The organism is Streptomyces longhuiensis (assembly GCF_020616555.1).
GTDB lineage: Bacteria > Actinomycetota > Actinomycetes > Streptomycetales > Streptomycetaceae > Streptomyces > Streptomyces longhuiensis.
Genome location: NZ_CP085173.1, coordinates 1 through 23,659, shown reverse-complemented (window position 1 = coordinate 23,659; position 23,659 = coordinate 1). Strand labels below are relative to the sequence as shown.

At 69.4% G+C, this 23,659-nt stretch carries 21 protein-coding genes and 1 pseudogene; 2 read left to right on the top strand and 20 right to left on the bottom strand.

Annotated features, from left to right (window positions below; all coding sequences use genetic code 11):
- The first annotated feature begins 364 nt into the window (after positions 1–364).
- Complete coding sequence (locus LGI35_RS00110; RefSeq protein ID WP_227291552.1) at positions 365–868, top strand: hypothetical protein; 504 nt, start codon at positions 365–367, stop codon at positions 866–868.
- 20 nt (positions 869–888) lie between these two features.
- On the opposite strand, the gene ilvY is transcribed toward LGI35_RS00110, so the two are convergent.
- Positions 889–1,776 (bottom strand): HTH-type transcriptional activator IlvY, encoded by an 888-nt coding sequence (gene ilvY, locus LGI35_RS00105; protein ID WP_227291551.1) that lies wholly within the window; start codon positions 1,774–1,776, stop codon positions 889–891.
- Between the two features lie 74 nt (positions 1,777–1,850).
- On the opposite strand from ilvY, the gene LGI35_RS00100 reads away from it, so the two are divergent.
- On the top strand, positions 1,851–2,567 hold the full coding sequence (locus LGI35_RS00100) for a class I SAM-dependent methyltransferase (protein WP_227291550.1): 717 nt from the start codon (positions 1,851–1,853) through the stop codon (positions 2,565–2,567).
- A gap of 45 nt (positions 2,568–2,612) precedes the next feature.
- Here the strand turns inward: LGI35_RS00100 and LGI35_RS00095 are convergent.
- The 19 genes and pseudogenes from LGI35_RS00095 to LGI35_RS00005 all read right to left on the bottom strand — a co-directional run.
- Positions 2,613–3,296 (bottom strand): annotated as a pseudogene (locus LGI35_RS00095) (IS5 family transposase); the annotation flags it as partial.
- Positions 3,297–3,298: 2 nt separating this feature from the next.
- Positions 3,299–6,760 (bottom strand): hypothetical protein, encoded by a 3,462-nt coding sequence (locus tag LGI35_RS00090; protein WP_341483334.1) that lies wholly within the window; start codon positions 6,758–6,760, stop codon positions 3,299–3,301.
- On the bottom strand, positions 6,757–7,215 hold the full coding sequence (locus LGI35_RS00085) for a hypothetical protein (RefSeq protein WP_227291549.1): 459 nt from the start codon (positions 7,213–7,215) through the stop codon (positions 6,757–6,759). The genes LGI35_RS00090 and LGI35_RS00085 overlap by 4 nt, the downstream gene beginning before the upstream one ends.
- On the bottom strand, positions 7,212–7,646 hold the full coding sequence (locus LGI35_RS00080) for a TadE/TadG family type IV pilus assembly protein (RefSeq protein ID WP_227291548.1): 435 nt from the start codon (positions 7,644–7,646) through the stop codon (positions 7,212–7,214). Before LGI35_RS00080 ends, LGI35_RS00085 begins: the two co-directional genes overlap by 4 nt.
- Positions 7,647–7,681: 35 nt before the next feature.
- Complete coding sequence (locus LGI35_RS00075) at positions 7,682–8,074, bottom strand: TadE/TadG family type IV pilus assembly protein (RefSeq protein WP_227291547.1); 393 nt, start codon at positions 8,072–8,074, stop codon at positions 7,682–7,684.
- A 2-nt stretch (positions 8,075–8,076) separates the two neighbouring features.
- Positions 8,077–8,316 (bottom strand): hypothetical protein, encoded by a 240-nt coding sequence (locus LGI35_RS00070; RefSeq protein ID WP_227291546.1) that lies wholly within the window; start codon positions 8,314–8,316, stop codon positions 8,077–8,079.
- A 14-nt stretch (positions 8,317–8,330) separates the two neighbouring features.
- A complete protein-coding gene (locus tag LGI35_RS00065) occupies positions 8,331–9,173 on the bottom strand; it encodes a type II secretion system F family protein (RefSeq protein ID WP_227291545.1) in 843 nt (280 codons plus the stop codon).
- 47 nt (positions 9,174–9,220) lie between these two features.
- The gene (locus tag LGI35_RS00060) at positions 9,221–10,138 is read right to left on the bottom strand and encodes a type II secretion system F family protein (protein ID WP_227291544.1); all 918 of its coding nucleotides are present in this window, start codon (positions 10,136–10,138) and stop codon (positions 9,221–9,223) included.
- A complete protein-coding gene (locus tag LGI35_RS00055; RefSeq protein WP_227291543.1) occupies positions 10,135–11,478 on the bottom strand; it encodes a TadA family conjugal transfer-associated ATPase in 1,344 nt (447 codons plus the stop codon). Before LGI35_RS00055 ends, LGI35_RS00060 begins: the two co-directional genes overlap by 4 nt.
- 157 nt (positions 11,479–11,635) lie before the next feature.
- Complete coding sequence (locus tag LGI35_RS00050) at positions 11,636–12,487, bottom strand: CpaE/TadZ family protein (protein WP_227291542.1); 852 nt, start codon at positions 12,485–12,487, stop codon at positions 11,636–11,638.
- Entirely contained in the window at positions 12,487–13,131 is a 645-nt protein-coding gene (locus tag LGI35_RS00045) for an SAF domain-containing protein (protein WP_227291541.1), read from the bottom strand. Before LGI35_RS00045 ends, LGI35_RS00050 begins: the two co-directional genes overlap by 1 nt.
- Before the next feature lie 87 nt (positions 13,132–13,218).
- Complete coding sequence (locus tag LGI35_RS00040; RefSeq protein ID WP_227291540.1) at positions 13,219–13,824, bottom strand: ATP/GTP-binding protein; 606 nt, start codon at positions 13,822–13,824, stop codon at positions 13,219–13,221.
- A 227-nt stretch (positions 13,825–14,051) separates the two neighbouring features.
- Entirely contained in the window at positions 14,052–14,687 is a 636-nt protein-coding gene (locus LGI35_RS00035) for a hypothetical protein (protein WP_227291539.1), read from the bottom strand.
- Between the two features lie 291 nt (positions 14,688–14,978).
- The gene (locus tag LGI35_RS00030) at positions 14,979–15,131 is read right to left on the bottom strand and encodes a hypothetical protein (RefSeq protein ID WP_227291538.1); all 153 of its coding nucleotides are present in this window, start codon (positions 15,129–15,131) and stop codon (positions 14,979–14,981) included.
- 74 nt (positions 15,132–15,205) lie between these two features.
- On the bottom strand, positions 15,206–16,141 hold the full coding sequence (locus LGI35_RS00025) for a replication-relaxation family protein (RefSeq protein ID WP_227291537.1): 936 nt from the start codon (positions 16,139–16,141) through the stop codon (positions 15,206–15,208).
- Positions 16,138–18,759: a type IV secretory system conjugative DNA transfer family protein gene (locus LGI35_RS00020; RefSeq protein ID WP_227291536.1), complete on the bottom strand. Its 2,622-nt coding sequence runs from the start codon at positions 18,757–18,759 to the stop codon at positions 16,138–16,140. The genes LGI35_RS00025 and LGI35_RS00020 overlap by 4 nt, the downstream gene beginning before the upstream one ends.
- A complete protein-coding gene (locus LGI35_RS00015) occupies positions 18,729–19,403 on the bottom strand; it encodes a hypothetical protein (RefSeq protein ID WP_227291535.1) in 675 nt (224 codons plus the stop codon). Before LGI35_RS00015 ends, LGI35_RS00020 begins: the two co-directional genes overlap by 31 nt.
- A complete protein-coding gene (locus LGI35_RS00010) occupies positions 19,400–20,593 on the bottom strand; it encodes a C40 family peptidase (RefSeq protein WP_227291534.1) in 1,194 nt (397 codons plus the stop codon). Before LGI35_RS00010 ends, LGI35_RS00015 begins: the two co-directional genes overlap by 4 nt.
- Entirely contained in the window at positions 20,593–23,505 is a 2,913-nt protein-coding gene (locus tag LGI35_RS00005) for a RodZ family helix-turn-helix domain-containing protein (protein WP_227291533.1), read from the bottom strand. The genes LGI35_RS00010 and LGI35_RS00005 overlap by 1 nt, the downstream gene beginning before the upstream one ends.
- Between the last annotated feature and the right edge of the window lie 154 nt (positions 23,506–23,659).

The window sequence follows — 23,659 nt, the reverse complement described above, 5'->3', positions numbered from 1 at the left end:
GCACACTGCCTTGACCTGCACTTTCTTGCTGCTCAACTCGTTGACGTGAGGCCACTGGCAATGGCCGCGCAACGAGTGATAGTCCCCTGCGCAACTCGGAGACCTGATGCTCCGCGAAGTCCAGCAAACCGGCTTCCGGCCGGACCGCACTGCGTGTTGAACGGCTCTCAGTGTGAGCGCGAAGGCACTGGTTCGCGGCGTTCGCCGACGAGAAGGGCATCATGGACGAGTCCTCCGCCCGTCTCGCCATCACCGAAAGCCATGCGACCGAATGACCACCGACCCGCCGCCACGTTCCGTCGCCTCCGTGGCCTGCCCAAAGCCGATGGACAGCCCGGCACCGCAGATGACAGGCTCCCGCCCCATGGAGCTACTCGACGTCCTGACGGAATTCGCCCAGTCGGGACAGCTGGGTCCGCTCTCGAACGGCGCCGCCTGGGACACGGTCACCGCAGTGCTCGGCGAGCCCTTTGAGGTGGTCATCGGGAAGCGTCACTCATGGCCGCGCCTGTTCGCCTACGGAGACCTTGAGCTGAGTGTCTGCCGCTGCCAGAAGATCATCCTGATCTGTCTTCAGACCTGGCGTGATGGCATCGATCTCCCTGCCGGCTTGGTCGGCAGGGAAGCATTCCCCGGCAACCTCAAGTATGCCGACGTGATCGAATCTCTCGATCGCGCCGGTTGCACCTGGCGGCCATACACACCCTTGACCTTCGGCAACCAATGCTCGGTCCAGGCCATGTCCTCCGGCGTCGTTTTCGTCTTCGAAATCCCGGAGGGGGAAGACCCCGTCCTCAACGTCGTGGGTCCCCCGCCCCGCCAACATGACTGCCCCGCGGTGACCGAGACGACCCCCGCGACACCATAAGTGCGTGTTTTCGAACCCCTTCACAGCTGAGCTAGGCGGTCCGCTCTGCCCGGCTGGGTTGCCGCCCAGGCTGCGGCGACCAAGGGGCGGTGTACGTCGGCCCGTCGGATGCAGACGCCGATGGTGAGCCGATCTGGTACGGATGGGGCAGTCACCTGGCGAAGTCTGGAGCGGAGTCCGCTGTGTTGCAGGACAAGATCGGGGACGATGCCCGTGCCGTAGCCCAGAGCGACAAGGGTGAGCAGCGCTTCATGGCCTTCGGTCTCGGCAGCGATGTGCGGATGGATGCCCAGGTCTCGGAACCACTGGTCTGCGGCAGCGCGCACGAGTCCCTGCCGTGGCAGGACGAAGGGCTCCGCTGTGGCGGTGAACTCCTCGTCGGCCAACGGGGGCCTGGCCTGGACGAGGACGAGCGGGGTCTGCGCGATCTGCCGGGCGAGCACGGTGGCGGGAATCCGGGCTGGGAGGGCTGCGACGGCAAGGTCGGCCTCGCCCTGGTCGAGCAGGGCAAGGGCGGCTGCGGCGTCGCCGGTGCGTAAGGAGATGCTCACGCGCGGGTGCGCCTCGCGCAGGGGGGCAAGCAGGTCGGGCAGGAGGGTGTGGCATGCGGTGACGGAGGCGAACACCCGCAGGTGTCCGCTGAGGTCGTCGTCTGCTGCACCGTCGCTGCGGTAGCGGGTCCATAGGTCCAGGGCTTCGGCTGCATATTGTCGGAAGGCGCGGCCGTGCGTGGTCAGGCATACCCCGTGAGGGCCGCGGTCGAGTAGGCGGTGTCCGGTGGCGGCCTCAAGCCGCTGCACGGTGCGGGACAGCGTGGCAGGGCTGACGTGGCAGTCAGCAGCGGTGCGGGTGAAGCTGAGCGTCTCCGCGAGGTGGAGGAAGAGGCGGTACTGGTCGTGGTCCTGCACCTTTCACCTTTCGCAATGCCGCGGTACGTAAGTTGTCGTTGCCGTAAGTCCTGTGGGGAGCCTACAAACGGGGCATGCCACGAAGCGACACGACACATTCCCGTCCTGTCTGGTACTTCTCCGAATATGCGCCGGTCGGCATCGACTTGGGCAGCAAGGCCGCAGTCGCTGCCTACGACCGCAACCAGGGCACTGACCCCCAAGCTGACGACGCGCTGCTGGACCGCTTGGGCGTCAGCGCAGGCATCCAACTGGTCGATCTCGCGTGCGGTACCGGTTCACTGGCTGTCCAGGCCGCACGGCGCGGGGCCGTCGCGCATGGTGTGGATGTCTCCGAGGAAATGCTGGTCTTCGCCAAGGCGCGGGCTGATCGGTTCGGTGTTGCACCGCAGTGGCACCACGCCGGCTTTCTCGACTACACCCACCAGGGTCCTCTCGCCGACGTGGTGACTACGAAGTCGGCCCTGCACCAGCTTCCGGACTTCTGGAAGCAGCAGGCCCTGCTCAACGCAGCCGGGATGCTCCGTCGTGGCGGGGTCTTCTACTTGTGGGACGTGATCTTCAGTTTCGAGCCTTCCAGCGCAGAGACCCACCTGCAGCAGTGGATCGATGCAGCAGGCCGTCCGGACGGCGAGGGCTTCACCAAGACCGACTTCGAAGCCCATGTCCGAGAGGAGTACTCCACCTACACCTGGATCGTCGAGGGCATGCTGCAACGCGCCGGGTTCGACATCGTCTCCCGCGCCTCTCCCCGTCCCACTCATGCCGAGTTCTGCTGCCGCCGCCGGTAGCGGCTCACACCAGGCCTCGTTCGGCTGGCCAGAGGCTCAAGCATCGGTCGGCGCCGGTTTCCTCGGCCAGCTGGGGGTGGCGCCTTTCCGGGCGAGGCGCCTGGTCATGAGGGCGATGGCTGCCCAGGTGATCAGGGTCTCGGAGTGCTGGATGACCCGTTCGTATTCCCTCGCGTGGCGGCGGGCGTGCATCATCCACGCCAGACTGCGTTCGACGACCCAGCGGCGGGGGAGCACGACGAAGCCGGAGGCGTCCTTGGGACGGCTGACGGGCTTGATGGTGAGGTTGAGGTGCTGTTTCGCCCAGTCGACGAGCTTCCCGGCGTAGGCGGAGTCGGCCCAGACGATCGTGATCTCGGGGTGCATCAGGCGCAGGCGGAACAGGACTTCCTTCGCCGCTGCGGCGTCGTGCAGGTCGGCGGGGGTGACCATGACCATGAGGGGTAGGCCGCGGGTGTCGACGACCAGGTGGCGCTTGCGGCCGTTGATCTTCTTGCCCGCGTCGTAGCCGCGGGTGGCCTTGGAGACGGTCTCCGCGGCTTTCACGCTCTGGGAGTCAATCACGGTGGCCACCGCCCGGGGGCCTTTGCCCATGTCGCGGCAGATCCGCCCGGCGAGATGGTCACGGAGCTGGCCGATGATCTCGGCCGCGGCCCAGCGGGCCATGAACCCCCAGACCGTGCGCCAGGGCGGGAAATCCGCAGGCAGAGCCCGCCACTTGCCCTGCGTCGCTATGCGGACAGCAGTTTGTCGACGAGGGCCTGGGTTGTGGTGTCGACTTCGCTGAGGTGTCTGGTCGCGTCCTGCCAGTGCGCGACGGCGGTGCGCAGCCCCGTCCGGTTGCCCGCGGCCGCTTCGATCTTCAGCATCGCCCGGTGCAGGGTCTCGGCGAGGCTGTCCGCCAACAGGCCGGTCGCGCAGGCCTGGCGTGCGCTGGGGAAGTCCTGATGGGGACCGGCCAGCGTGCGATATGTGGCCACCGTGGAGGCGACGTCAGCGATCCGGTCCTGCATGTAGGTGCGCAGCGGCACCATCCAGGACGACGCATGTTCACCGAGCGGCACGCCTGCGACGAGGGCGAGGGCGCGTTCGAGGTAGTGCAGTCCCTGTTCGCCGCGGCTGATGCCGAGTTCGGCGAGCCGCTCGAACTCGTGCCAGTCGCAGCGCACCGTGTCCGACAGCGCATAGGGGGAGGCTTTACTCACCCGCTGCGCCACGTACAGAACGCCGTCGGGGTCCGTGCCGAGCCGCCTGCGTAGTTCCCTCAGCCGTGCATTGAGGGTGGATGCCGACCACGGTTCCCGGTTGCCTAGGTCCTCACACAGCACTTCGGCACTGCTGCCCGGGCGCAGCAGCAGGTGAGCCGCGAGTTCGATGAGGCGCGGCTCGAGGTCGGCGTTCTCCACGCGAAGCCCGCCGAGGAGCCGCAATCTGGGCGTAGTGTCGTCGGGCCTGGCTTCGCTGAGTGCCTTGTCCTCGTCCGTCTCGCCGATCGCGGCGACGCGCTCGGGAGTGAGGATGGTGTGGGAGGGCGGAATGCGGAAGCGAGGCCCGATCCGCTCCGGCTGGCCCTCACCAGAGCTGGGCTCTGTGCTGGGCGCGGGCGGGGTCTGAACAGCCGTGAGCGGGGCCTGGCCAGGGTCGGCCGCAGCACCCAGGAACGCCTGGAATCCGACCGGAACAGCCGCCTGGCCCTCAGCAGGGAGGGGGTCGGCGCTGTCGCCGACGTCTTGGGCCTGGTTGGGCACCGCAGTCACGGGTGGAGCGGGGTCGGGCAGCGCGGTGGTCTCCGGTAGGACGTGCTCCCAGACGCCGTCTGCGTCTACTGGTTGTTTGCTGCTCTGGCGGAAGGCTTCTGCCAGTTCCGCGATCGATCCGGCATCGAGGCGCTGCAGCACAAGGTCGCAGCCGATCGTGTCGATGCGCTGGGGTTCACTCGTTGCGGCATCAACGGTTTCGGCGTCGGGGAACATCGTGCTCGCTGTGGAGGGCATGACGAGCACGGCGGGGACCAGACCTTGGGCCTTGTCCAGGCTCTGCGCGAACTGCCAGGCGACGTCGTCGTCCAGGCCGGCGCACAGCAGCACGTACGGCAGCGCGGAGTCCTCGGGTTCCTGGTGGGCTTCCAGCAGCCGCGCGGCGAATTCTGTGGCTGCTAGGCGCGGGTCGGGCAGGTACTGGACACCGAGGGCGGCGAGATCGGCGCCCATGCTGCCCATTCCACTGGCGACGACCTCGACATGTTCGGCGAAGGGGGCGAGGGTGAGTTCGGCTGCCAGAGCGGCGATGACTTCCGTGCGGTCGTCCGGCTCGCCATCGACGAGAAGGACTTCCAGCGCGGGCAGGTTCGCCAGCACCAAGTCGCCGCCTGGGTCGGTGCCGAGGGTGACAAGTGCCGGATAGGGAGCTGTCGTCGTGGCCGACCCGTCCTCGGGAACGGGCAGGTCGTCCGTGTCCGGCAGTTCCCACCAGCCAGCTCGAGATGTGGTGAACGGCGTCACGGGCTGGGCCGCGACGTCGGCGGGCAGGACCTGGACGCCGTCAGTGGTGATCCGGGCGGCCCGCAGCGGAGGGCCAGTGCCGCCGGTCTGGTGGGCGAGGGCCGACAGGGCGGCGTGCAGGCGCAGCACTCCGGCACTTTCGTCACCCGCTGCCTGCTCCAGCTCGGCCTCCACAGCGGTCGGCACCGCCTCGGGCAGACTCTGGCCGGGCTTTCGTGAGCGCCGCTGCCGCAGCCGCCGAAACGCGAGCGTCCCGGTCAGGGCGGCAGCCAGCAGTGCGAATGCCCCTGTAGCTGTCCGCGTGGACACGAGGGAAGAGGAGTCATTCGCGTTGTTCGTGGCGGAACTCTGCGATGCGGCGGGGGAGTGCTCCTGCTCGGGCGAAGACGCCGACGGTGAGGCCGTGGCAGGCGCTGACGGGCGGGCACTGTGGCTGGGCTGCGCAGAGGGGGACACGGGGCGCTGCGTGTTGCTGGGCTGCGCGGACGAAGATGCCGGGCTCTTGCTGTGCTCTGTTGTCGGCTTCGGGGAGGCTGCCGTTTCTCCGGATCCGCTGCCGTGATCCGGCTTGTACGCGGAGTCGTGGTCGTCCTGGTCCGGTCCGCTGCCGGCGCGCGGGGGCTGCTGCGCATGATGGTCCGACTCTGCGGGTTGTTCCTGGTCCTGCTGTCCGGAGGAGTCATCCTGCTGGTCGTGAGGGGCAGTTGCCGTGGGGATGGTGATCCGCTGCCCGGGGAAGATTAGATTCGGGTCGGTGATGCGGGGCAGGCCATCCGGCTGGGCGCCTCGGCTGGCCGCATACAGATGGGGCCAGTTGGTCGCGTCACCGGTCTCATCCTTCGCGATCTCAGAGATCGACTCGCCGCCCTCGACGACATGCGCCGTTGCGGCGGGCTGTGTGGCAGCAGTCTGCGTCTGCAGCCCCGCCTCTTCCTGATCTGCCGGGTGCTGCGCGTCGATGCGGGGCACCTCGGCCGGCAGCTGCAGGATCCAGCCCGGCCGGATGGGGGCGTCGGCGTGGAAGGTCTGTCCGTCGGCCATGGCCCTGCCCTCGTTGGCCTGCGCGATGTGCGTGTAGGCCTCACCGTTGCCGTAGAGACGCTCGGCGATGCTCCACAGGCTTTCAGCGGGCCGCGTGTCGCGGACTGTGTAGGTGTCCTGCGCACTGTGGGCGGCCTGTCGTGCTGTGCTGCCGGGGGCAGTGGCAGCGGGCGACGTCGCGTGGTCGCCGGCTCCTGGTTGTGCCGGGACGGTCACGGAGGTCTCGGCGCGTGGCGCGGCCTCGGCCGGAGTGGCTGCCAGGGCCGTACCGGTCGGCAGGAGCACGAGCAGTGAGCCGACCAGCGCAGCAGCCGCGCGCTGACTCACCTGGATGCCGGGCAGGCGCGGTGCGCGCACGCCGCGCAGCTGGGCAGGGATCTCCAGCAGCAGGGACAGGATGAAGCTCGCCCAGGCGAGCCAGCCGATCACGCACACGGCCAGCAGGGCGAAACTTCCGGTGTCCTGACGGGTGAAGAGGTGCTGCAACCCGTCCCAGCCACCGGGCGCGAGCGCCACGCTCGCCTGCCACAGCAGCCACGGCAGGGCCACCACGGTGAGAACCAGGGCCACGAGAGCGCCGACGGCGCGCAGCAGCAGCGCTGCCGTTCGGCGTGGGCGCCGGGTCGAAGCGGGTGCGGGGGAGCGGTTCATGGAGTCTCGCCGTCCTCGGGCTGCGTCGTGCCGAACAACAACGTCGCGGTGCTGCTGACGTGATGGGTGTAGGTGTGGGGGTAGAACGTGCCGCGATAGGAGCCGGTGACCGTCACCGTGATCCGGCGACCGCCGGCACCGATGCGCACCGTTCCCCTCGCCCCGGCGCGCGCCAGATACGTGCGTGCGGCCGCCGTCGCGGCGGCAGGATCGACCCGAACCCCCTTGGCCGGGATGGCTGTGTCCAGGTCGACGGCCTGCTGGGCGGCGCGGGCTGCCTCAATGGCCACAGCGTCGGCGTTCTCCCTCGCGCGCAGGGCGCCGAAAGCGTCGACGGTGAGCAGGCCGGCGAGCAGAATCAGCGGTCCGGCGATGATCGCGACGAAGACGCTGATGCCGCCGCGGTCGTCGAACCGCAGACGGCGCCCGTGTTCGCGGAGCTGGAATCGGGTCATGAGCGGCCCCTGTAGGCGTCAACGACGGACGTGAACGTGCTGGTCACGGTGCGCACCCCGGGTCCGCCGCCGATCAGCATCAGATCGCCGACGGGCACCCGGCACGCCACCGTCACCGTGACGGCGGAAACCTGCCCGACGGGCACGGCGAGACCTGACGTATCGGCGCTCACGCGGATGCTGGAACACGCCTGCTGCTCGCCCGACAGAGCCCGCTCGGCCGCCTGCTGTGCGGCGTTCTGACCCTCGCCGGGGGTGCGTTCCAGGGAGGCGGCACGGGCGGCGGCCTGGGCGGCGGCGTCGGTCTTCTGCCCGGCCAACGACAGACGGGCACCTGCAATGAACAGCAGCACCAGCACGATCAGCACCGGCACCACAATGGCTGCCTCGATCGCCGCGTTCCCGCGATCGTCTCGCAGGAGCGCGACCACGCGCCGACGCTGCACCATCGCCGGACCCGGCCACGTCATCGGTCCCCCTGGACGGTCCAGTGCTCGATCGGTCCGCTCACCGTGGCCCGCACCGTCAGGTGAAAGCCGGGCAGCAGCGTCAGGGCCTGTCCGCTCACGTGCACGCGCATCGTGTCCCGGCTACTGGCCGCGGTACTGACGCTGGTACCGGTCAGCATGTTGCCTGCCAGGTCCTCGAGGGCCCGCCGCGCGTGGGCCGCTCCGTCGGCAGGAGATGCCTCGTAGATGCGTCCTGCCGCCGCCCCTGAACGGGCCGCGGTGTAGGCGATGTTGCGTGCGTAGGCCCACATCACCCCCTGAAGGAGGATGAAGACGATGACGATGACGACCGGAAAGAGGATCGCTGCCTGGATGGGTGAGGACCCCCGGTCTCCCCACTTGCTCGACACGGTCAGTCGCCGAGGTCCACGTTGTCCACATTGCTGCTGGCCCGGGTGCCGAGCCGCACGAGGGCGGCCACGATCGTGATCGCGATGCCGATGCCGGCCACCCAAAGGATCACGGTGACGATCGGGTTGTCGCCGCGATCCCCACGCTCGTCGATCTCCTCACGCGCCTCCTTGATCCGGCGGCTGACAGCAGTGGGAAGGTGGGCGAGCAGCATGCTCGCCTTCAAGAACAGGTCAGACACGGGTATGCGTCCTTTCACATCGATTGGTTGAAGGCGTTCAGCACGACAGGGAACGCCATAGCGGCCAACACCAGGACACACAGCACACCCAGGGGCGCCTGCATCTTCTCGGTGTCCGCATTGGCCGCTGCGGCTTCGGCGTTGAGCTGCTCGGTCCGCAGGCTCGCAGCGCGGTGCCGCACCGTGTCGTAGACGGAGGCGCCCTCCTGGGAGGACATCTGCACAAAGTCGGCGACATCGGAGAGCACCGGAACGTCGAGGAGTTCGCCCAGGTCTTTGAGTGCAGACCACTGCGAGGTGCGCTCCACGCGGGCACGCATCAGGGCATCCCGGATGCGCAGGAAGACCCAGCCCCGGCCGACATTCGCGGCCTGCTCCAAAGCGGACTCGATCGCGATTCCGGCGGCCAGACGCAGCGCGACCAGCTCCAGGTACACGGCGATGGCGTGCGCGCACTCGGCGCGGGCTTTGATCGCGTCCCGGCGCAGCGTCAGATCGGGGGCGAACCAGCACGCGGCGGCGAGGACCAGGCCCACGATGCCGGGCGCATACAGCGGCACGCTGATCCCCAGAAGGGTCCACGCCCCGATGAACAGGGACGGGGCGAACAGGCCGAACAGCACCAGCAGCGTCTTGTTCAGCAAGAACTCTTCGGCGCTCTGCCCGAGCAGGTCAAGGTCCTTGCGCGGCAGGGTGATCGGCAGCCGTTTCACGAGCCACTGCCCGACCTGGGCCTGCCGTGCGGCCCCGGGCGCCACCTGTGCCTGCTGCGGCGTAGCCGGCGTGGGGTTGAGCCGCTCCAGCGCGGGACCCAGCTTCGGGGCCGCGGGCAGGAGTTCATTGACCAGCAGGGCCACACCGGCGCCGCCGACGCCGCCAGAAAGAACGACCGCAGTCAGTGTGTTCACCATGCCCCCACCGCCTCCGCCTGTGCGTCGGGGCGTGGATCCGTCTTCACCGGGCTGCGCGGGTCAGGGACCAAAACGCGCGCCGTGCGGCCGCGGGTGGCATAACTGCGCACCCACACCAGGGTCGCCACGAAACCCGCCGCCAGCAGCGCGAGGACCAGCTGGCCCATGAGCGTGGCGTAGACGCCGGTGACCTGCGGCACGGTGAAGCCGAGCGCCACGATCCCCAGCGTGATGACCGTCAGAGTGCGCACCGTCGTGCGGACTTTTTGCCGGTCGGACTCGATGCCCTGGCGCATCTTGACTTCCTCGCGCACGGACGCCGCGAGGTCCTCCATGGCCTGTGCCAGCCCGGGGCCCGGGTCTTGCGCTGCCAGGATGAGAGCGGAGCAGACCTTGTCACCGGTGACGTCGTCGAACCCGCGGGCGAAGTCCGCGAGGGCTTCGTGCGTGGGCCACTGTGCCTGGACCTTGTCCGCGAGCTCGCCGACCTCGCCGGCCAACGCGGCCGGCGCGTGCTTACGCGAGGCGATCAGTGCCCTCTCCAGGGCGTTCCCGAGCCGCACCATCTCCGACAGGCGCTGCGCCCAGTCACCCAGGGCGTCCCGGCGGGCGATCTGCGTCTTGGTCATCGCCGGACCGGACAGCAGCGACGGCCCGCCGACGATCACCGCGCCCACGATGATCCCGGCCATCACCACGCCGGTGATCAGCCACACCACCAGCAAGCCCACGACGGCGACGCCGATCAGGACGCGGCGCTGCGCGGCGTACTTGCGGGCCATCGTGCCGCGCTCGCCCTTCCACGGCAGGCTGCGCTTCGGCGCCGTCGTCCCGATCAGCGCGGCGACGGCGAGCACCAGGCCCAGGCCCAGCAGCGTGCCGTTGGCCACCCACCACAACGACGTGATCACATCGGCCTCCGGTTGAGATAGGCCAGCGCCTGATCCGACAGGAGACTGGACGTCATCCCCGCCCGCTCGAGACGGCGGCGCTTGGTGTCGCTCAGCGCCCCCTTGGGCACAGCCGGCCCGTCGATGCCGTCGGCCGGGCCGAAGATCTCGTTGTGCGCCGGCCGCCCGTCGTGAGCGATCCCCGTGATCTCCCAAATGTGGGAGAGGTAGCGGCGCGGAGCCTCGCCACTGTCGTCGACCGAGAGGAACGCAACCAAGTGCAGACCGTTCGCGATCTGCCGATAGGCCAACTCCGGCGTGAAGTTCGCCTGCGCCAGCAGATACAGCTCGGCGATCCGGTCGAAGACCGCACCGGGCTCGGAGGCGTGAATCGTGCACATGTTGCCGGGCCGGTCACTGGTCATCGCCTGCATCATGGCCGTGATCTCCGGTCCGCGGACCTCGCCCACCACCACCCGCGACAGCGACATGCGCTTGGCCCGCAGCATCAGATCCATCAGCGTGATCTCACCCGCCGCCGCTCCGCCGACGCGCTCACCGTTGGACTGGCGGGCCTCCATGGGCACCACATGCTCGTGATACGCCGGATCGGCCAAGCCCTCGAACGTCGTCTCCAACGTGCCGAACCGCTCGCTGGGCCGGATCTCCCTCAACAACGCGCGCAGCATCGTCGTCTTACCCGACGACTGCTCCCCGGCCACCATGACGTTGAACCGGCCCCGCACCGCGGCCGCCAGCAGATCCGCCGCGTCCTCACCGAGCATGCCCAGCCCGACCAGCTTGCCGAGGTCCACATCCAGGTAGCGGTGACGGCGGATCGTCACATGCGTGCTCCCGCCCGTGATGTCCGGGCCCAGGGCCTGCAGACGCGACCCGTCCGGCAGCCGCAGCTCCACATCAGGGCTGTACGTGGAAAACGTCCGCCCGCCCTGCCCGGAGGCACGGATCAAGTCCCGCACTGTCTCCTGCAGTTCCTCCTCCGAGTCCGCCACCCGTGCCACCCGCACCGGCTCGCGCTGCCCGCTGTACTTCAGGAAGACCCGCTCGAACCCCTCGATCCAGATGTCCTCCACCCGTTCGCTGTCGAGGTAACGCTGCAGCCGCCCGGCACGGAAGCACATGTCGAACGCGAGCGCCGCGAGCTCCTGCTCCGCGCCCAGGCTGACCGCGCCCCCAGTGGACAGCCCCTGCGTGTCCGACCAGATCGCCACCTGCTCGTTGATCAGGTGACGGCCCCGCTGCTCCTTGGCCTGCTGCGACAGCGGCGTGCGGCTGCTGCTCTCCTTGCGCAGCCGCTCCAGCACTAGCTTCTTGATCTCCTGCGCGGCCCGGTAGTCCACCGCCTGCGGGGCCTCAGCCGCGGCCGGGACGGGAGCGACACCGACGCTGCGAGGCGCAGGAGCCCCGTACCCCGGATGCGCGCCGTGGGCGGGCACGCTGCCGGGCGGGCCCTGCTGCGGGGGGCGCCGGGGCGGGGGAGGGCCGTTGTAGACGGGTTCAGCGCGCACCGCGCACCTCCGCGAGCCGCTGCTGCGTCGGCGAGTACAACCGTGAGCGCCGCGACGCCACCTGCTGCCTGAGGGGCGTGCACGCATCCCGGGCCGCTCTCATCAACGGGCCCTTGGCGAACTTGCGATCCTGCGGCGCACCGTCGGACAGGACCGCCGCCTCAACCGGCCGGTGAGGCAGCGTCGCGATCACGCGCGTCTCGAGCTGGTCCTCGACCTCCCGCTGCCCGTAAGCGCCCTCAGTGACGAGCAGAACGGCCAACGAGGGAGCGGGGCGGCCCTGGTCGCTCTCCAGCACGTGGCGCAGCATCGCGATCCGGCCCTTGGCCGCGTTCACGCTGCGCAGGGTGCCCCGCACGACCAGCAGCACCAGGTCGGCGCGCTGCGCCAGCACCCGGGACGGGCCGTAGGCACCGTTACGGCCGAGATCGACGATGACGTCATGGGCATGCGTGGGCATCCGGTCGATCCCCACGAACAGCTCGGCCAACTGCGACCACTCAGGCGCCAGACTCGCGGCCTGCGACGGCTCCGTCAGACCCGGCAACAGCACATGCCGGCCGTCACTGTGCCCGCTGTCGTCCGACAGACGGACCAACTGCGTCCAGAACGCGTCCCGCAGCGACTGCTCCCCGCGCAGCGACACCGACAGGTTCCGCAGACTCACATCCGCGGCGAGACTTCCCTGCAGCGCGCCGGACAGCACCGCACCACCGTCGGGATCACACTCGGCGACCAGCATCCGCCGGTCCCCTTCCAACGGCCAACTCCGCTGCAGCGCCAGCGCGGTCGTCGTGACACCAGGTGCACCAGGCAGCCCGGCCAACGCGATGACCGCCATCAGCCGCCCGCCCCGTTCACGGCCAGCGCCACGTCCCCGCCCGCCGCCTGAGCGGCCAGCTGCGGGCCCTGCGCCTTGCCCACCGCGACATCCACGACCCGCTCACCAGTCGACTCACGCGCGGCGCCCACCCGCACCACGCGCGCCTGCACGGATTCGGGCCCGTTCGCGTTCTTCGCAGCGTCCGCTGACGGGTCCTCGCTGGTGAACACCACCTGCACCGTGTCACCCGGCCGCAGGGCCGAATCCGGCAGCTGTCCAGGCTTCAACGCAATCCCGACGAGCTGCTCGCCGGCATTCACCAGCGTCTTGCGGGTCACCTGCCGCGGGTGCAGCAGCGCACCGGAGGGCAGCGTGGAAACGGCCCGCATGCCGACGACGTCGTCGCGCTGCTGAACGCCGACGACCTTCATCGACGGATCCAGGGCGACGGAGGCTTCCCGCAGATCACTGTCCTTGATGACACTGCCGGCCGGGACGTCACGGGCCAGTTCCAGCACCGGCTGACGCTGCCCGTTCTGCGTCCAGTACCAGTAATTTCCTACCGCGCATGCAGCGATGCACGCGACGGCGACCGCCAGCATGCCCGGCCGTCGCCGACGCGACTGCCACTTCGCCTGTGCACCCACCGGGGGAGCGGTCACAGGGGCAGCCTGTGCGGTTCCCGAAGAGGCTTGCGCGGACACATCCGTCCTGCTCACAAAGCTCACCTTTCTTGCGGCAACGCAGCGTCAGCTGCCCACGGCCTGCAGCTCGCCCACGGTGAACGCCACATCGGTCTCACGCGTGGTGGGGATCTGCCCCTGTTCGCCGGTGCTCGCCTGCCACGTCACGTCCCAGTACGCGGTCGCCGACAGGTGGTATTTCTGGCCCGGCTCGTGGGTGGACGGTTCCTGGTAGGTGTGGCCGCAGTCTGGTGACTCGATGCCGTTATGCGTGTTTTTGAACGGCGTGCCCGCGCCCTCGCAGATGACCTTCTTGCCGTCACCCATGCTCCAGGCGATCTTTGACACCTTGGCCGTCGCCGTGACCGATACCCCTCCGGCCGACGCGGTCGCCGTGTTCGGCCCGAACGTCGTCGCACTCGGGGTCACCCACAGCCACATCGGGATCCCGACGACGTACTTGGCGTCCGCACGCGGGCTGGCCACCCTCGGCCCGACCAGCTTCATGGAATCCACGGCCTGCTGCGCCACCACAGCTGGATTGACTGTCGGCCCGGCCGCGCCTGGGGCTCCCGCAAAGTGGGTGGTCACGCCGTCAGGGCAGGTGCGCTCGTAAGCCACCTTCCCTTCGCCCGCGGCCCAGAAGGAGTCGGGCGGCGGTTGCGGATCCATCCGCTGGACCTTGCACTTCGGGGCTTTACCGCTCTTCTTGGCTCCCGACGGCCGCCCCTTGGCGGTGCCCCCGGAGGACGAGTTTCCCGGAGTTTCTGCACTGCCTGCGCCCACGCAGAACTTCTTGTTTCTGCACCACCCGTGCGTCGTGCCGTCGTCAGCGGAAGCGATGCCGCAGGAGAGGGAGAATGCAGCGGCGACAAGGGGCGCGACCCAGCGAGCACGCCTCAGCACTTCTTCTCCTCCTGCGTCGCACGGACGATCACCCAGTGCCCGTACCACTTCTCGGCAATCACGTTGCTCACGTAGCGCGTAAGGCGCTCTTTCGGGAGCTGAACCTCTTCGCCGTTCGACTTCTTCACCAGAGTCCACTTGGTGATATCCACGCAGTCCGTGAACGTCGACCGCGGAGTCTTGCGGCTGTCGTCGACGCCGCCGTACTTAGGCGAGAGCGACGGCTTCCCCCTGGCTACGTAGCCCTGCTGCTTCAGGCCGACCACGTCGGACTTGGTGTCGGACAGGGCCTCGGCCACCGCGTACTTTTTGATGTCCGTTCCCTCGATCGCGCCCTTGGCGTACGCGGCGACCGTGGCCTTCCAGTAGCCCTCATACGCTCTCTGGACCTCGGCGGCCTCGCCAGTGGCGGAGGGCGACGGGCTCGCGCTGGGCGTGCTGGACGCCTTGGGTGATGTCGCTGGATCGGACGGGCCGAGCGTGGCTTCGGGGCCCTTGTTGTCTGTGCTGGTGCATCCGGTGAGCGCAGCGGCAGAAAGCGCGGCTACGGTAAGCGCGGCACAGATTGAGCGTCCGCTTTTCCACCTGTGAATGCTGGAATATGCCTGGCGTCGTGCTGGTCGGTGCATGACGTCTCCCCGTTGTGGTGCTGTGCCGGACACCTTGGCCGCGGGATTTGGGTGTCTCCCGTGGGGTTGGTGGTGTTGGTGGAGCTGGGGTGATTCTGTTGAGTGACGGAAGACTACTTGTGGGTAAGCGGTGTGTGCACCCCTCAATTCAGCTGGCGGATACGGCGCATTGGGAAAAACCGGTCACAACTAGACTGTGTATGCGGCAAGTTGGCGCAATATCGTGGTTACTTCTGCGAAGGGTGGGGCCGGGCTGCTGATCGGAGGCGCGGGTTCCGTGGCCAGGCGGTTTCACAGCTGAGTCCAGGTCCGGGGTGTGGCGTCTGTGGTGAGGGCGTGCCAGACGGGGGCGTGGACCCCGTGGGCTTCCAGGTCTTCGAGTACGGCTGCGCCGACGGGGACTTCGCGGGCGAGTGCGGCTAGGGCGGGGTGTTCGCCGGCCATGGCGCCGAGGTCTTCGATGCGGTGGGCGAGGGCTTGGGGTCGGCGCCCGGGCCAGGGTGCCGGCCTTCGCTACCTCACAGCTCAGTCCACGGCCGCAGTTCCTCACCACTACGCAGGCAATGCCAGACGGGCGCGTCGACTCCCAGGGTTTCGATGTCCTCCAGGACGGCCGCGCCGAGCGGGACGTCGCGGGCGAGCGCGGCCACCGTGGGATGTTCGCGGACCATGGCACGCAGGTCATCAATCCGATTGCCGAGAGCGGTAGGCCCGGCCCCGGTGAGGATGAACAGGATGCGGGGGAAGGCGGGGTACCAGCGCAGCCATGCGGGGCCGCCCAGCGCGTCGGTGCGTGAGCGGCGTGCCCCTACGGTGTGTGGTTCGTAGATGCGGAACCGGGCGTACTCGATGAGTTTGGCGGCCAGGCGTTCGCTGCTCATGGTGGCCCGGTCGACCTCGACGAACGCGCGGAACTTGATGCGCTGCCCGTCGCTGGCGTGGTGGGTGTAGTGCATGAGGGCATCGGCGATGACGCGTTCGCCGTCGCCGAGGTTGTGGGCCACTTCGGGTGTCCAGTCCCACGGTCCGTGTTCGTCACCACGCAGACGGGCGGACACGGCGAACGCGGCGTGGGCGCGCACCACGGTCAGTGTGTGCGCGGTCCGCAGCGACGCGGCACTCGCGCTCGTGATCGGATACGCCGGCCGGTCCCTGAGCTGCGGCAGATGCCGGGTGAGCTGGGCACCGCGCTCCGTGAGGAACCAGGCCCGCGTGCCGTGCGAGGCGGGCAGCACAACAAAGTCGGCGGCTTCCTCGCGCCGCAGCTTCGACAATGCGCGCGCGATCTGTTCACGGCGGCGTCCGGGCAGGAGCACAGAAAGCAGGAGGCTGTTGGTGACGATTCGGTGCTGAGCGATCATCCCCAGGACTTGATGGGAGAGATCCTCGTTGTAGCTGGGCACGAAGCCGGCCGGCTCGGATGCGGCGCGGCCGCTGGAGGCGGGGCTGGTCATGAGCGGTATCCCTTCGCAAGGCTGGTGGGTGAACCCTGGGCGGGCGTGGGCGTGCAGCTGGTGAGGAAGCGGCGGACGCGGTCGATCTGTGTGGAGGCGTTTGCGGTCTGCGTGTTCATCGGCTGGGCGCCCGCGGCGCGGTGAGCCCGGTTGACGAGTGCGGGCACGGCCTTGGGGTGGGCGAGGTGTTTGAAGTCGTTGTCGAGGTGCGGTCCGTGCAGATGGAGCGGGCCGACGCGTCGGCCTTCGACGGTGAATGAGGCGTAGTGCTGGTAGCGGGGGAGGGTCACGACCTGTTCGGGGCCGGGCCGGTCGCCCCATTCGGCGGTGATCGCGGAGACGACCTTGTGTGAGCCGGTGGTGGTGGCCAGGGTGGAGGAGTTTTGCAGCAGGGCGTCCCGCACGGGCTGGGGCAGGCGCCCCAGGGCCTGGGTCATGCCGTGGATGCGGACCTGGAACTTGCGCAGGTCCTCGAACATGCAGGCCAGGCTCTCGGGGGCGCTGCCGGCGATCGTGATGAGTTCGTCGAGGTAGGCGCGGAAGGGGATGCGCTGATGGGGCGGCACGTCGCGCCGGGTACGGCCGGCCCGTAGGAGTTCGTGTGCGATCAGGGAGGAGACGAGCCGGTCGGTGGGTCCGTTCCCGGCCGTGCACACCCACAGCACTCGCCGGGTGTCCATGGCCCGGCGCAGGTCGAACAGGGATTCCGGCTGGCCCAGAAAGGCGTAGTAGACCGGGTTCTCGGCGAGGCGTGCCAGCGGGTTGAGGATGATCCCGAACGCGTCCGGGGCCAGGGTCGGGAATACCGTGCGCCACCAGGACAGGGATTCCTCCCCGAGGTGCCCGGCCACGGCAGCCAGCACCTCAGCGCGGAATGCACTGTCGGTCAGCAGCGAACGGATGTGGAACACCGTCGTCTGCGCCTGGGGCTGTGGCTGCGGGGCGTGGACGGCGAGTTCGTTGACGGCCGCGAGGACCTGCACACACGCGGTCAGGATCGTGATGCCGCGCGGGGTGTTCGAGTCGTCCCAGTTCATGCCTGCGGCCAGACCGTCGACGACAGCTGCCACCACCTCGTGCCGGGCACGGCCGCCGCGCATGTCCAGCAGATTCCACGCCCCGACGCGCCCCTTGGCGCCGGTGGGGTTGAGGTCGATGAGCTGGATGCGGGACATCAGGATCGGGTGCGCGAGGTAGGGGGCGGCCCGCTCCCACGAGTCACGGTGGGGGTCCACATACAGCAGGCCCGCTCCGGTGTGCGCGAGCGCGATGGCCTGGGCCAGGGCCCGCTCCGTCTTGCCGCCGCCCGCCTTGCCCACTCCCGTCTCGAACAGCGTCTCCGCCTCAAAGCTGGCCACCAGCCTGCGTGCGCCGCCGGGTTCGACGACCACGCCCTGCAGGAGCAGCTCTCGGTTGCCGTGCTCGAACGTCGGCAGCTGAGAAGGAAGGATCGGCAGCCGGCAGTGCATCGTGGGCGGCTTGAGCAGCCCCGCAAGCTCGGCAAGGCGGGCCAGGTTTGCTTTGGGTGGCCGGCACTGACCGCTGTCCCACCGGCGCTGCCAGCCTGCCTTGCGGGGCCATTGGTCGGGGCCCCACCACCAGGCCAGAAGCCGCATCCCGCGGGGCGCGAGGCGTGCCTCGTGGGCGAATACCTGGAAGCCGCCTTGGAGTTGGGACAGCAGGGCACGGGCTCGTCCCTCTTTGTCCGAGGCGCACCGGATCAAAATCTGCACACGGGCCAGTGCGGTGTCCGCGGCCAGCTTGCCCAGCGCCTTGTCCCGGTCGACGCGCCGTGCCTGCGGCACGACCAGGGGCGCGGTCTGCCCGCGGCGTCCCTGGGCGAGGGCGCGCAGTGAGTCGGCGGCAGCGGCGACGTCCTGGCGCATCCACCGGCTTGCGGCGCGCGCTTCGCGGTGTTCCACCCCGCGCGCCCGCTGGATCATCTGCAGGCGCTGCATGCGTAAGGCGAGGCGAGGTGCAGGCTGCAGGTCGATGCACACCTCGACCAGGTCCCCGAGCTCGGTCTTCAATGCGCTGACCGCGTCGACGATGGGCTGCAGCGGATCCGGCTCGAGCGGTACTTCGCGCAGAGAGGCGGCAGGGTTGCCGCGCAGCACCATCTCCCCACGGACCTCGAAATCCCGGCCATCGTCCCGCACTTCAGCATCCGGATCCGGCTCGGCGATCCTCACCGCCTCACCGAAGGCGCTGGTGCGCAGGAACTTCGCCGCTCCCGGCGGGCCCTCCAGCCGGTAGGACAGCGGATGGTCTTCGTCGGAGCGCAGCCGGATGCGTACCGAGCGGGACCGTTTGGGCGCCCACCACGGCAGGGCGTTGGCGGCCTGCAGCAGCTTGAGGCCCTGCCGTAGCACCCGCTCCTCATCCGGATTGAAATACGGGGCCGGTTCCATGGTGAGCACGCACCGCTCCTGTGAGGCCTTCGCCCCCGTCCGGCGGGTCACCAGCTCCCAGCCGGCGCATGCGAGGCAGGTGACGGTGAGCGGCACATACCAGTGGAGCAGCAGCCACCACGACGCATGGATCAGCGTGAACGCGGCGTCGGTGACACCCGGCATGGCCAGGGGGGTCATCGTGAGGTGGGCGGAAGCGGTTCCCATGCGGTATCTCCTGGGCTGTGGCGGAAGGTGAGGTCAGCGAGGCGGCCGTCGGTGTAGGTGCCGCCACGGTCGGCTCCGGCCCACACCAGATGCACGATTGCCTGGCCATTGGCGGTGGTGTCCTTGCGGGCGACGGCGGCCTGGATCCGCACCCGGCTGAAGGCGGGCGCGATCAAGGGCCCGTCGCCGCGTGTGGGAAAGGCGGTGGGGAAGCGGTCGCGGCCCACGCCGGTGACGTCCGCGATCAGCACGGCGCGGCCCACTGCCACAAGATCGGAGGCCTGACGCTTCGGGAGGTCGGCCGGCCAGGAGCGCTCCAGCAGCTCCTGGATGGGCCGGTCCCCGGCCCGGCCCTCACCGCGCGGCGGCAACTCGACCGCCCGCGCACCTTTCGTCGTCGGGGCGGTCCGTGCGGGCAGCGCGGAGGAACGCAGATCAGCCGGCGCACGCCGTCCACTGGGCGTCTCAGCGGAACTCCCGTCGGTCACTGCCGGGCGCGTTGCCTGCTTCGGGCGCGCTGCGCCATCCGCTCGCACCACCGGAAGCAGGAGCACTGCCGCGACCGCGGTCAGCGCCGCCGTCAGTGCGAGGAGCAGCCACGGGCCGCCACGGCGCGCCCCATTCTGTGCCGGACGTTGAGTCATACGAGTCGGGCTCCTCCTGCGAATCCAGGCATGGCATCGACCGGGTCTTTGCGGACGAGGGTGCCGGGACGGGCGGCGTTGATCATCTGTCCACCACCGAGGTAGATCCCGACGTGATAGATCGTCGAATCCCGCCCCGGGGCATATCCGAAGAACACCAAGTCGCCCGGCTGCAGCGCTCCTTGCCCGGCGGAGGCGGGGATGCGCCGACCTTGGCCGGCCTGAGCTGCCGCGGTGCGGGGCAGCCGGATCCCGGCCCGCGCGAACGCGTACGTCGTCAGGCCCGAGCAGTCGAATCCGTTGATCCCTGCGCCGGACTTGCCGCTGGGCGAGCAGCACGAACCGGTCGACTTACCGCTGGCGTTTCCACCGCCCCACGAGTACGGCTCGCCCTGCTGTGAGAGAGCGGCCTCGAGGACGGTGCGCGCCGTGCCGGTGACGCCCTTCAGACTGCCACGGCCACTGCCGCTGCGGCTGCCGGTGGTACCGGCGGCCGCGCTGTACTGGCGGATCCAGCTGGTGACGCCTGCGACGTACTCGTTGCTGTGGTTGTACTGAAAGATCGCTGCCCGCAGCTGAGTGGCGGCAGCAAGGTTGCGGCCCTTCCCGCACAGATACACGGCCGCGCCGAGCGCGGCGTCATCCGCGTTGTGCGGGTCCCGCTCCCCGTCCTTGTTGCCGTCCTGCCCGGCTGTTTCCCAGGTGCCGGGCATGAACTGGAAGGGGCCGACCGCGCGTTCACCTGTAGCGGTGGCGTCCCACTTCCCGTGGTCGGTGTCGTTGAACACGCTGGTGTTGCCGCCCGCGCCGGAACCGTTGAGCAGCACTCCGTAGATTTTGGGCCGGATGTCGCCGTTGGAGGCGATGCTGCGTCCCGCTGCGTGGTGGGACTCGACCTTCGCGATTCCGGCGAGGACCGGCCAGCGCATCCCCCGGCACTTCGGCACTTTCGAACCGATCAGGTGCACGGCGTTCTTGTAGGCCTTGAGCATGCGCGGCGGGATGTCCGCGCTGCTGCCCGCCTCGGCGAGGCCTGCGTCGGTGTTGTCCTGCTGGGACAGCAAAGACAGCTTGTCGGCCGCGCCGGACAGGGGAGCCATGCAGCTCACCGTCAGGGCGAGCAGGAGACCGGAGACCAGGCCCCACTTGAGGAAGCGGCGTGAGCGGCGTTGCGACCGGCGACTGTTCATCAGTCGTCACCGCCGTCCTGGCCTGTGCCATCACTCGGGCGCTGGTTGCGGGCGTTGTTCTCCTGGATGCGGCGGAACATGTCCTGTGCGGCCTGCCGGGCGGCGTCGGAGGAGCCGAGCCCACCGCTGGGCCGCCGCGGAGAGCCGGGCACGCGCGCTGTGTTACCCGCCGGCGGCGGGGGAGTGGACGGAGGAGTTGTGTGCGGGGGCTGCTGTGGCCCGGGCTGTGGCCGCCGCTGGGGCTGCGCCGGGGACGGCGCGCTCGGGCGCGGCCTGGGTCCGACGGCCCCGGGGCCGGAAGCCGCGGTCGCCGCACTCCACGAGTGAGGGCGCAGCTTGGGAGCAGCGGCTCCGGGTCCGGAAGGCGTGGTCGCCGCACTCCACGAGTGAGGGCGCAGCTTGGGAGCGCCAGCTCCGGAAGGTGCAGTCAGGGTGTTCCACGAGGCGGGAGCGGCAGCCGGGTTCGGAACGCTCGGGCCAGACGGTCCGTGGAGGTTGGAGGATGTGGCCGCGGCGGCCGCACCGGCCGCAGTCGGCGCAGGGCGTGCGGTTGTACCGCTTGAGGAGCTGGTGATGCGGCGACTGTTGGCTGAGGGCTGCCCAGAGGACTGCTGGAGCGGGAGGATGCTGCCCCAGGAGCGGCTGTCCTGGCGCAGGGTGTTGCCCCAGACTTTCAGCTGCTGTCGGGTGTCGCCCGTGGCACGGGAGGCTCCGGCCTGGACGGTGCGGGCGGTGACGGGCAGGCCCAGCGTCGCTCCGTAGAGCATGCGGCCGCCCTGGTGGGCGATGCGGTAGCCCCTCAGGCGTACCAGGCGGTTGTGGGCGCGTGTCGACAAGAGGGTGCGGTCGGTTTTCTGGTCGTGCAGGACCTCGCCGGTGTCCGGGTCAATGATCTGCCCGTCCTCGTCGCGGTAGCGGTCCCGCGGCCCGCCCACTACCCCAGTGAGCCGTCCCGACGATGCGGAGCTCTGCCCGGAAGACGTGGAGGGCTGCCCGGTGGCACCGCCCTCCCTGTCTACGTCGGCCGTCGGCTTGCGAAGAGAGTTGAGCTTGGCTGCGCCCGGATTCTTGCCGACGACCGCTGCCCAGGCACCGCCCGCGGCAAGCCGGGCCCCCAGGATGGCTGCACCGATCGGGGCGAGGCCGCGTGAGGCCTCCGCGTTCGCGTCGGCGAGCAGCCGTGCCGGATCGCCCGGCATACCGGCCCCGTCGGTCGCGCCACCGAGCACGCCCTGCAGGAGACCGGCGGTGCTGAGCCCCGTCCTGCCGTGACCACGCAGCGACCCTGCGGTGTAGTAGCTGCCCCCGACGCCGCTCATGGCGAGTGCGGCCCCCAGCTGGGAGTCGCCGGCCATGTGGCTGCCGCCGATCTTCGCGTATCGCATGCGCAGGGTGAGGCGCTGGCTGAACGAGGTGATCGCGATCAGGAGGCGGCGGTGGAAGGCGAGTCCGACGAGCGCCACGACATCGATGAGGAGGAGGCGCTCGGCCAGCAGGTCGGGGCCGTCGGTGAGGATGACGTCGATGGTGATCCCGACGGCCGGGATGAACGTGGAGATGGCGAGGATCGCGGCCATCGAAATCCCGAACAGGGCCAGCCATTTCCACACCGCTGACCTGCTCGGGCCGGGCAGCATTCCCCACACGAAGCACACCCCGCCACTCGCTGCGGCCCCCGCGCATACCGCCGTGATTCCCACGAGGACCATGGCGGCCGACAGGAGCAGCGCGCAGATCAGCAGGGCGGCGATGATCACCATGACGACGCCGGCCACACGCCACCAGGTGGGCTCGGCTGCGTACTTGGCGCAGTCCTTGCCCACGGGCCCGGCGGCCTTGAGGTCTTTGAGGAACGCGGCGAATTCCTGGTCGTCCTTGGACAGGACCGGAGCGACCTCATCGAGGAGCTTGCCGCCCGGTGTCAGCTCCGGCAGGGTGTCCGGGCCCTTGTCGCCGGGCTCGCGCTCGCAGTACTGCCTGGCCGGGCCCTTGATCAGACGGCAGGGATCGGCCTTGTCCTCCTTCCTTGGGCCGTCGTTGGTGTCGTAGCCGCCGGACACCCACTTCAGGTGCACCTGGTAGGCCTTGCGGTCGGCCGGTTTGGCCGGGTCGAGGATCCGTCCGTACTGCAGCAGCATGAAGGGCTTGACCACGAGGGAGTTGGTCACGGCGTCCTGGATCGGCTTCGCGATTTTCCGCGCTTCAGGTGTCCTGGCGTCCTGGGTGTCGTAGCACGTCTGATACGCGGGCCCCGACACGGTCGCGCACGGGTCATCCGAGGAGATCTTGCCGCCCCAGGAGTGCGCGTTCACGGTCTTCTGCGCGACCTCAGCAGCAGCCGACTGCGTCTGCAGGATCGGACCGTCCTTGCCGAGCAGGAAGTTCGGCGTGATGAACACCGAGGCGGCCAGAGCGCCGATCACCAGCGTGAGGGCGATCTCACCGAACCCCTTCGCGTGCTTGCCGCGCACCACCAGGACGAGCCCGAACACGAACGCCCACGCCAGCAGCATGCTTTTGAGGCCGAGATCATCGACAACCGTCTCGGTGTAGATCTCGGACAGACGCTGCGCCGGCTTCGTCAGCACCTTCAGCAGCGGGAAGCGGTAGGCGACCTCGATGGCCCAGCACGCCAGCCCCACGAAAACCCGGACCACGGTGAACAGGCCGCTGAGGATCATGGCCTGCCAGTTGGACGTCAGCGAGAAGACGCTGCCGCCCTGCGCCCCGAGTTCGTAGCCCTTGAGGGAGACGCCCTCGGAGGTGTCCAGTTCCAGCGGGGACAGCAGCCCGCCCTGCGCACTCGCGCTGGTGGCGGCGTAGGCGACCGACGTGTTCACCGTGAGGAACACCGTCACCAACAGCGTGACAAAACCTGCGGCGCGCAGCGTGCCGCGGTCCGGGCGCCGCATCACAACCCCCGACGACGGCGGCTGACGACGTACAGGGCCGCGATGCCGACCCCCAGGACACCCAGCGGCCAGAAGTCAGCCAGCGTGAACTTGCCGCCGGAGGCCGGCGGGGCCGGGGCGCCCAGGCAGTAGCTGTGCGCGGGTCCCACGATCG

Excerpts from the sequence above, each read along its gene's own strand:
- LGI35_RS00110 (WP_227291552.1), top strand. The coding sequence starts at position 365 with ATGGAGCTACTCGACGTCCTGACGGAATTCGCCCAGTCGGGACAGCTG.
- LGI35_RS00100 (WP_227291550.1), top strand. The coding sequence starts at position 1,851 with ATGCCACGAAGCGACACGACACATTCCCGTCCTGTCTGGTACTTCTCC.
- LGI35_RS00090 (WP_341483334.1), bottom strand. The coding sequence starts at position 6,760 with ATGAACCGCTCCCCCGCACCCGCTTCGACCCGGCGCCCACGCCGAACG.
- LGI35_RS00085 (WP_227291549.1), bottom strand. The coding sequence starts at position 7,215 with ATGACCCGATTCCAGCTCCGCGAACACGGGCGCCGTCTGCGGTTCGAC.
- LGI35_RS00050 (WP_227291542.1), bottom strand. The coding sequence starts at position 12,487 with ATGGCGGTCATCGCGTTGGCCGGGCTGCCTGGTGCACCTGGTGTCACG.
- LGI35_RS00040 (WP_227291540.1), bottom strand. The coding sequence starts at position 13,824 with ATGGATCCGCAACCGCCGCCCGACTCCTTCTGGGCCGCGGGCGAAGGG.
- LGI35_RS00035 (WP_227291539.1), bottom strand. The coding sequence starts at position 14,687 with ATGCACCGACCAGCACGACGCCAGGCATATTCCAGCATTCACAGGTGG.
- LGI35_RS00030 (WP_227291538.1), bottom strand. The coding sequence starts at position 15,131 with ATGGCCGGCGAACACCCCGCCCTAGCCGCACTCGCCCGCGAAGTCCCC.
- LGI35_RS00025 (WP_227291537.1), bottom strand. The coding sequence starts at position 16,141 with ATGACCAGCCCCGCCTCCAGCGGCCGCGCCGCATCCGAGCCGGCCGGC.
- LGI35_RS00020 (WP_227291536.1), bottom strand. The coding sequence starts at position 18,759 with ATGGGAACCGCTTCCGCCCACCTCACGATGACCCCCCTGGCCATGCCG.
- LGI35_RS00015 (WP_227291535.1), bottom strand. The coding sequence starts at position 19,403 with ATGACTCAACGTCCGGCACAGAATGGGGCGCGCCGTGGCGGCCCGTGG.
- LGI35_RS00010 (WP_227291534.1), bottom strand. The coding sequence starts at position 20,593 with ATGAACAGTCGCCGGTCGCAACGCCGCTCACGCCGCTTCCTCAAGTGG.
- LGI35_RS00005 (WP_227291533.1), bottom strand. The coding sequence starts at position 23,505 with ATGCGGCGCCCGGACCGCGGCACGCTGCGCGCCGCAGGTTTTGTCACG.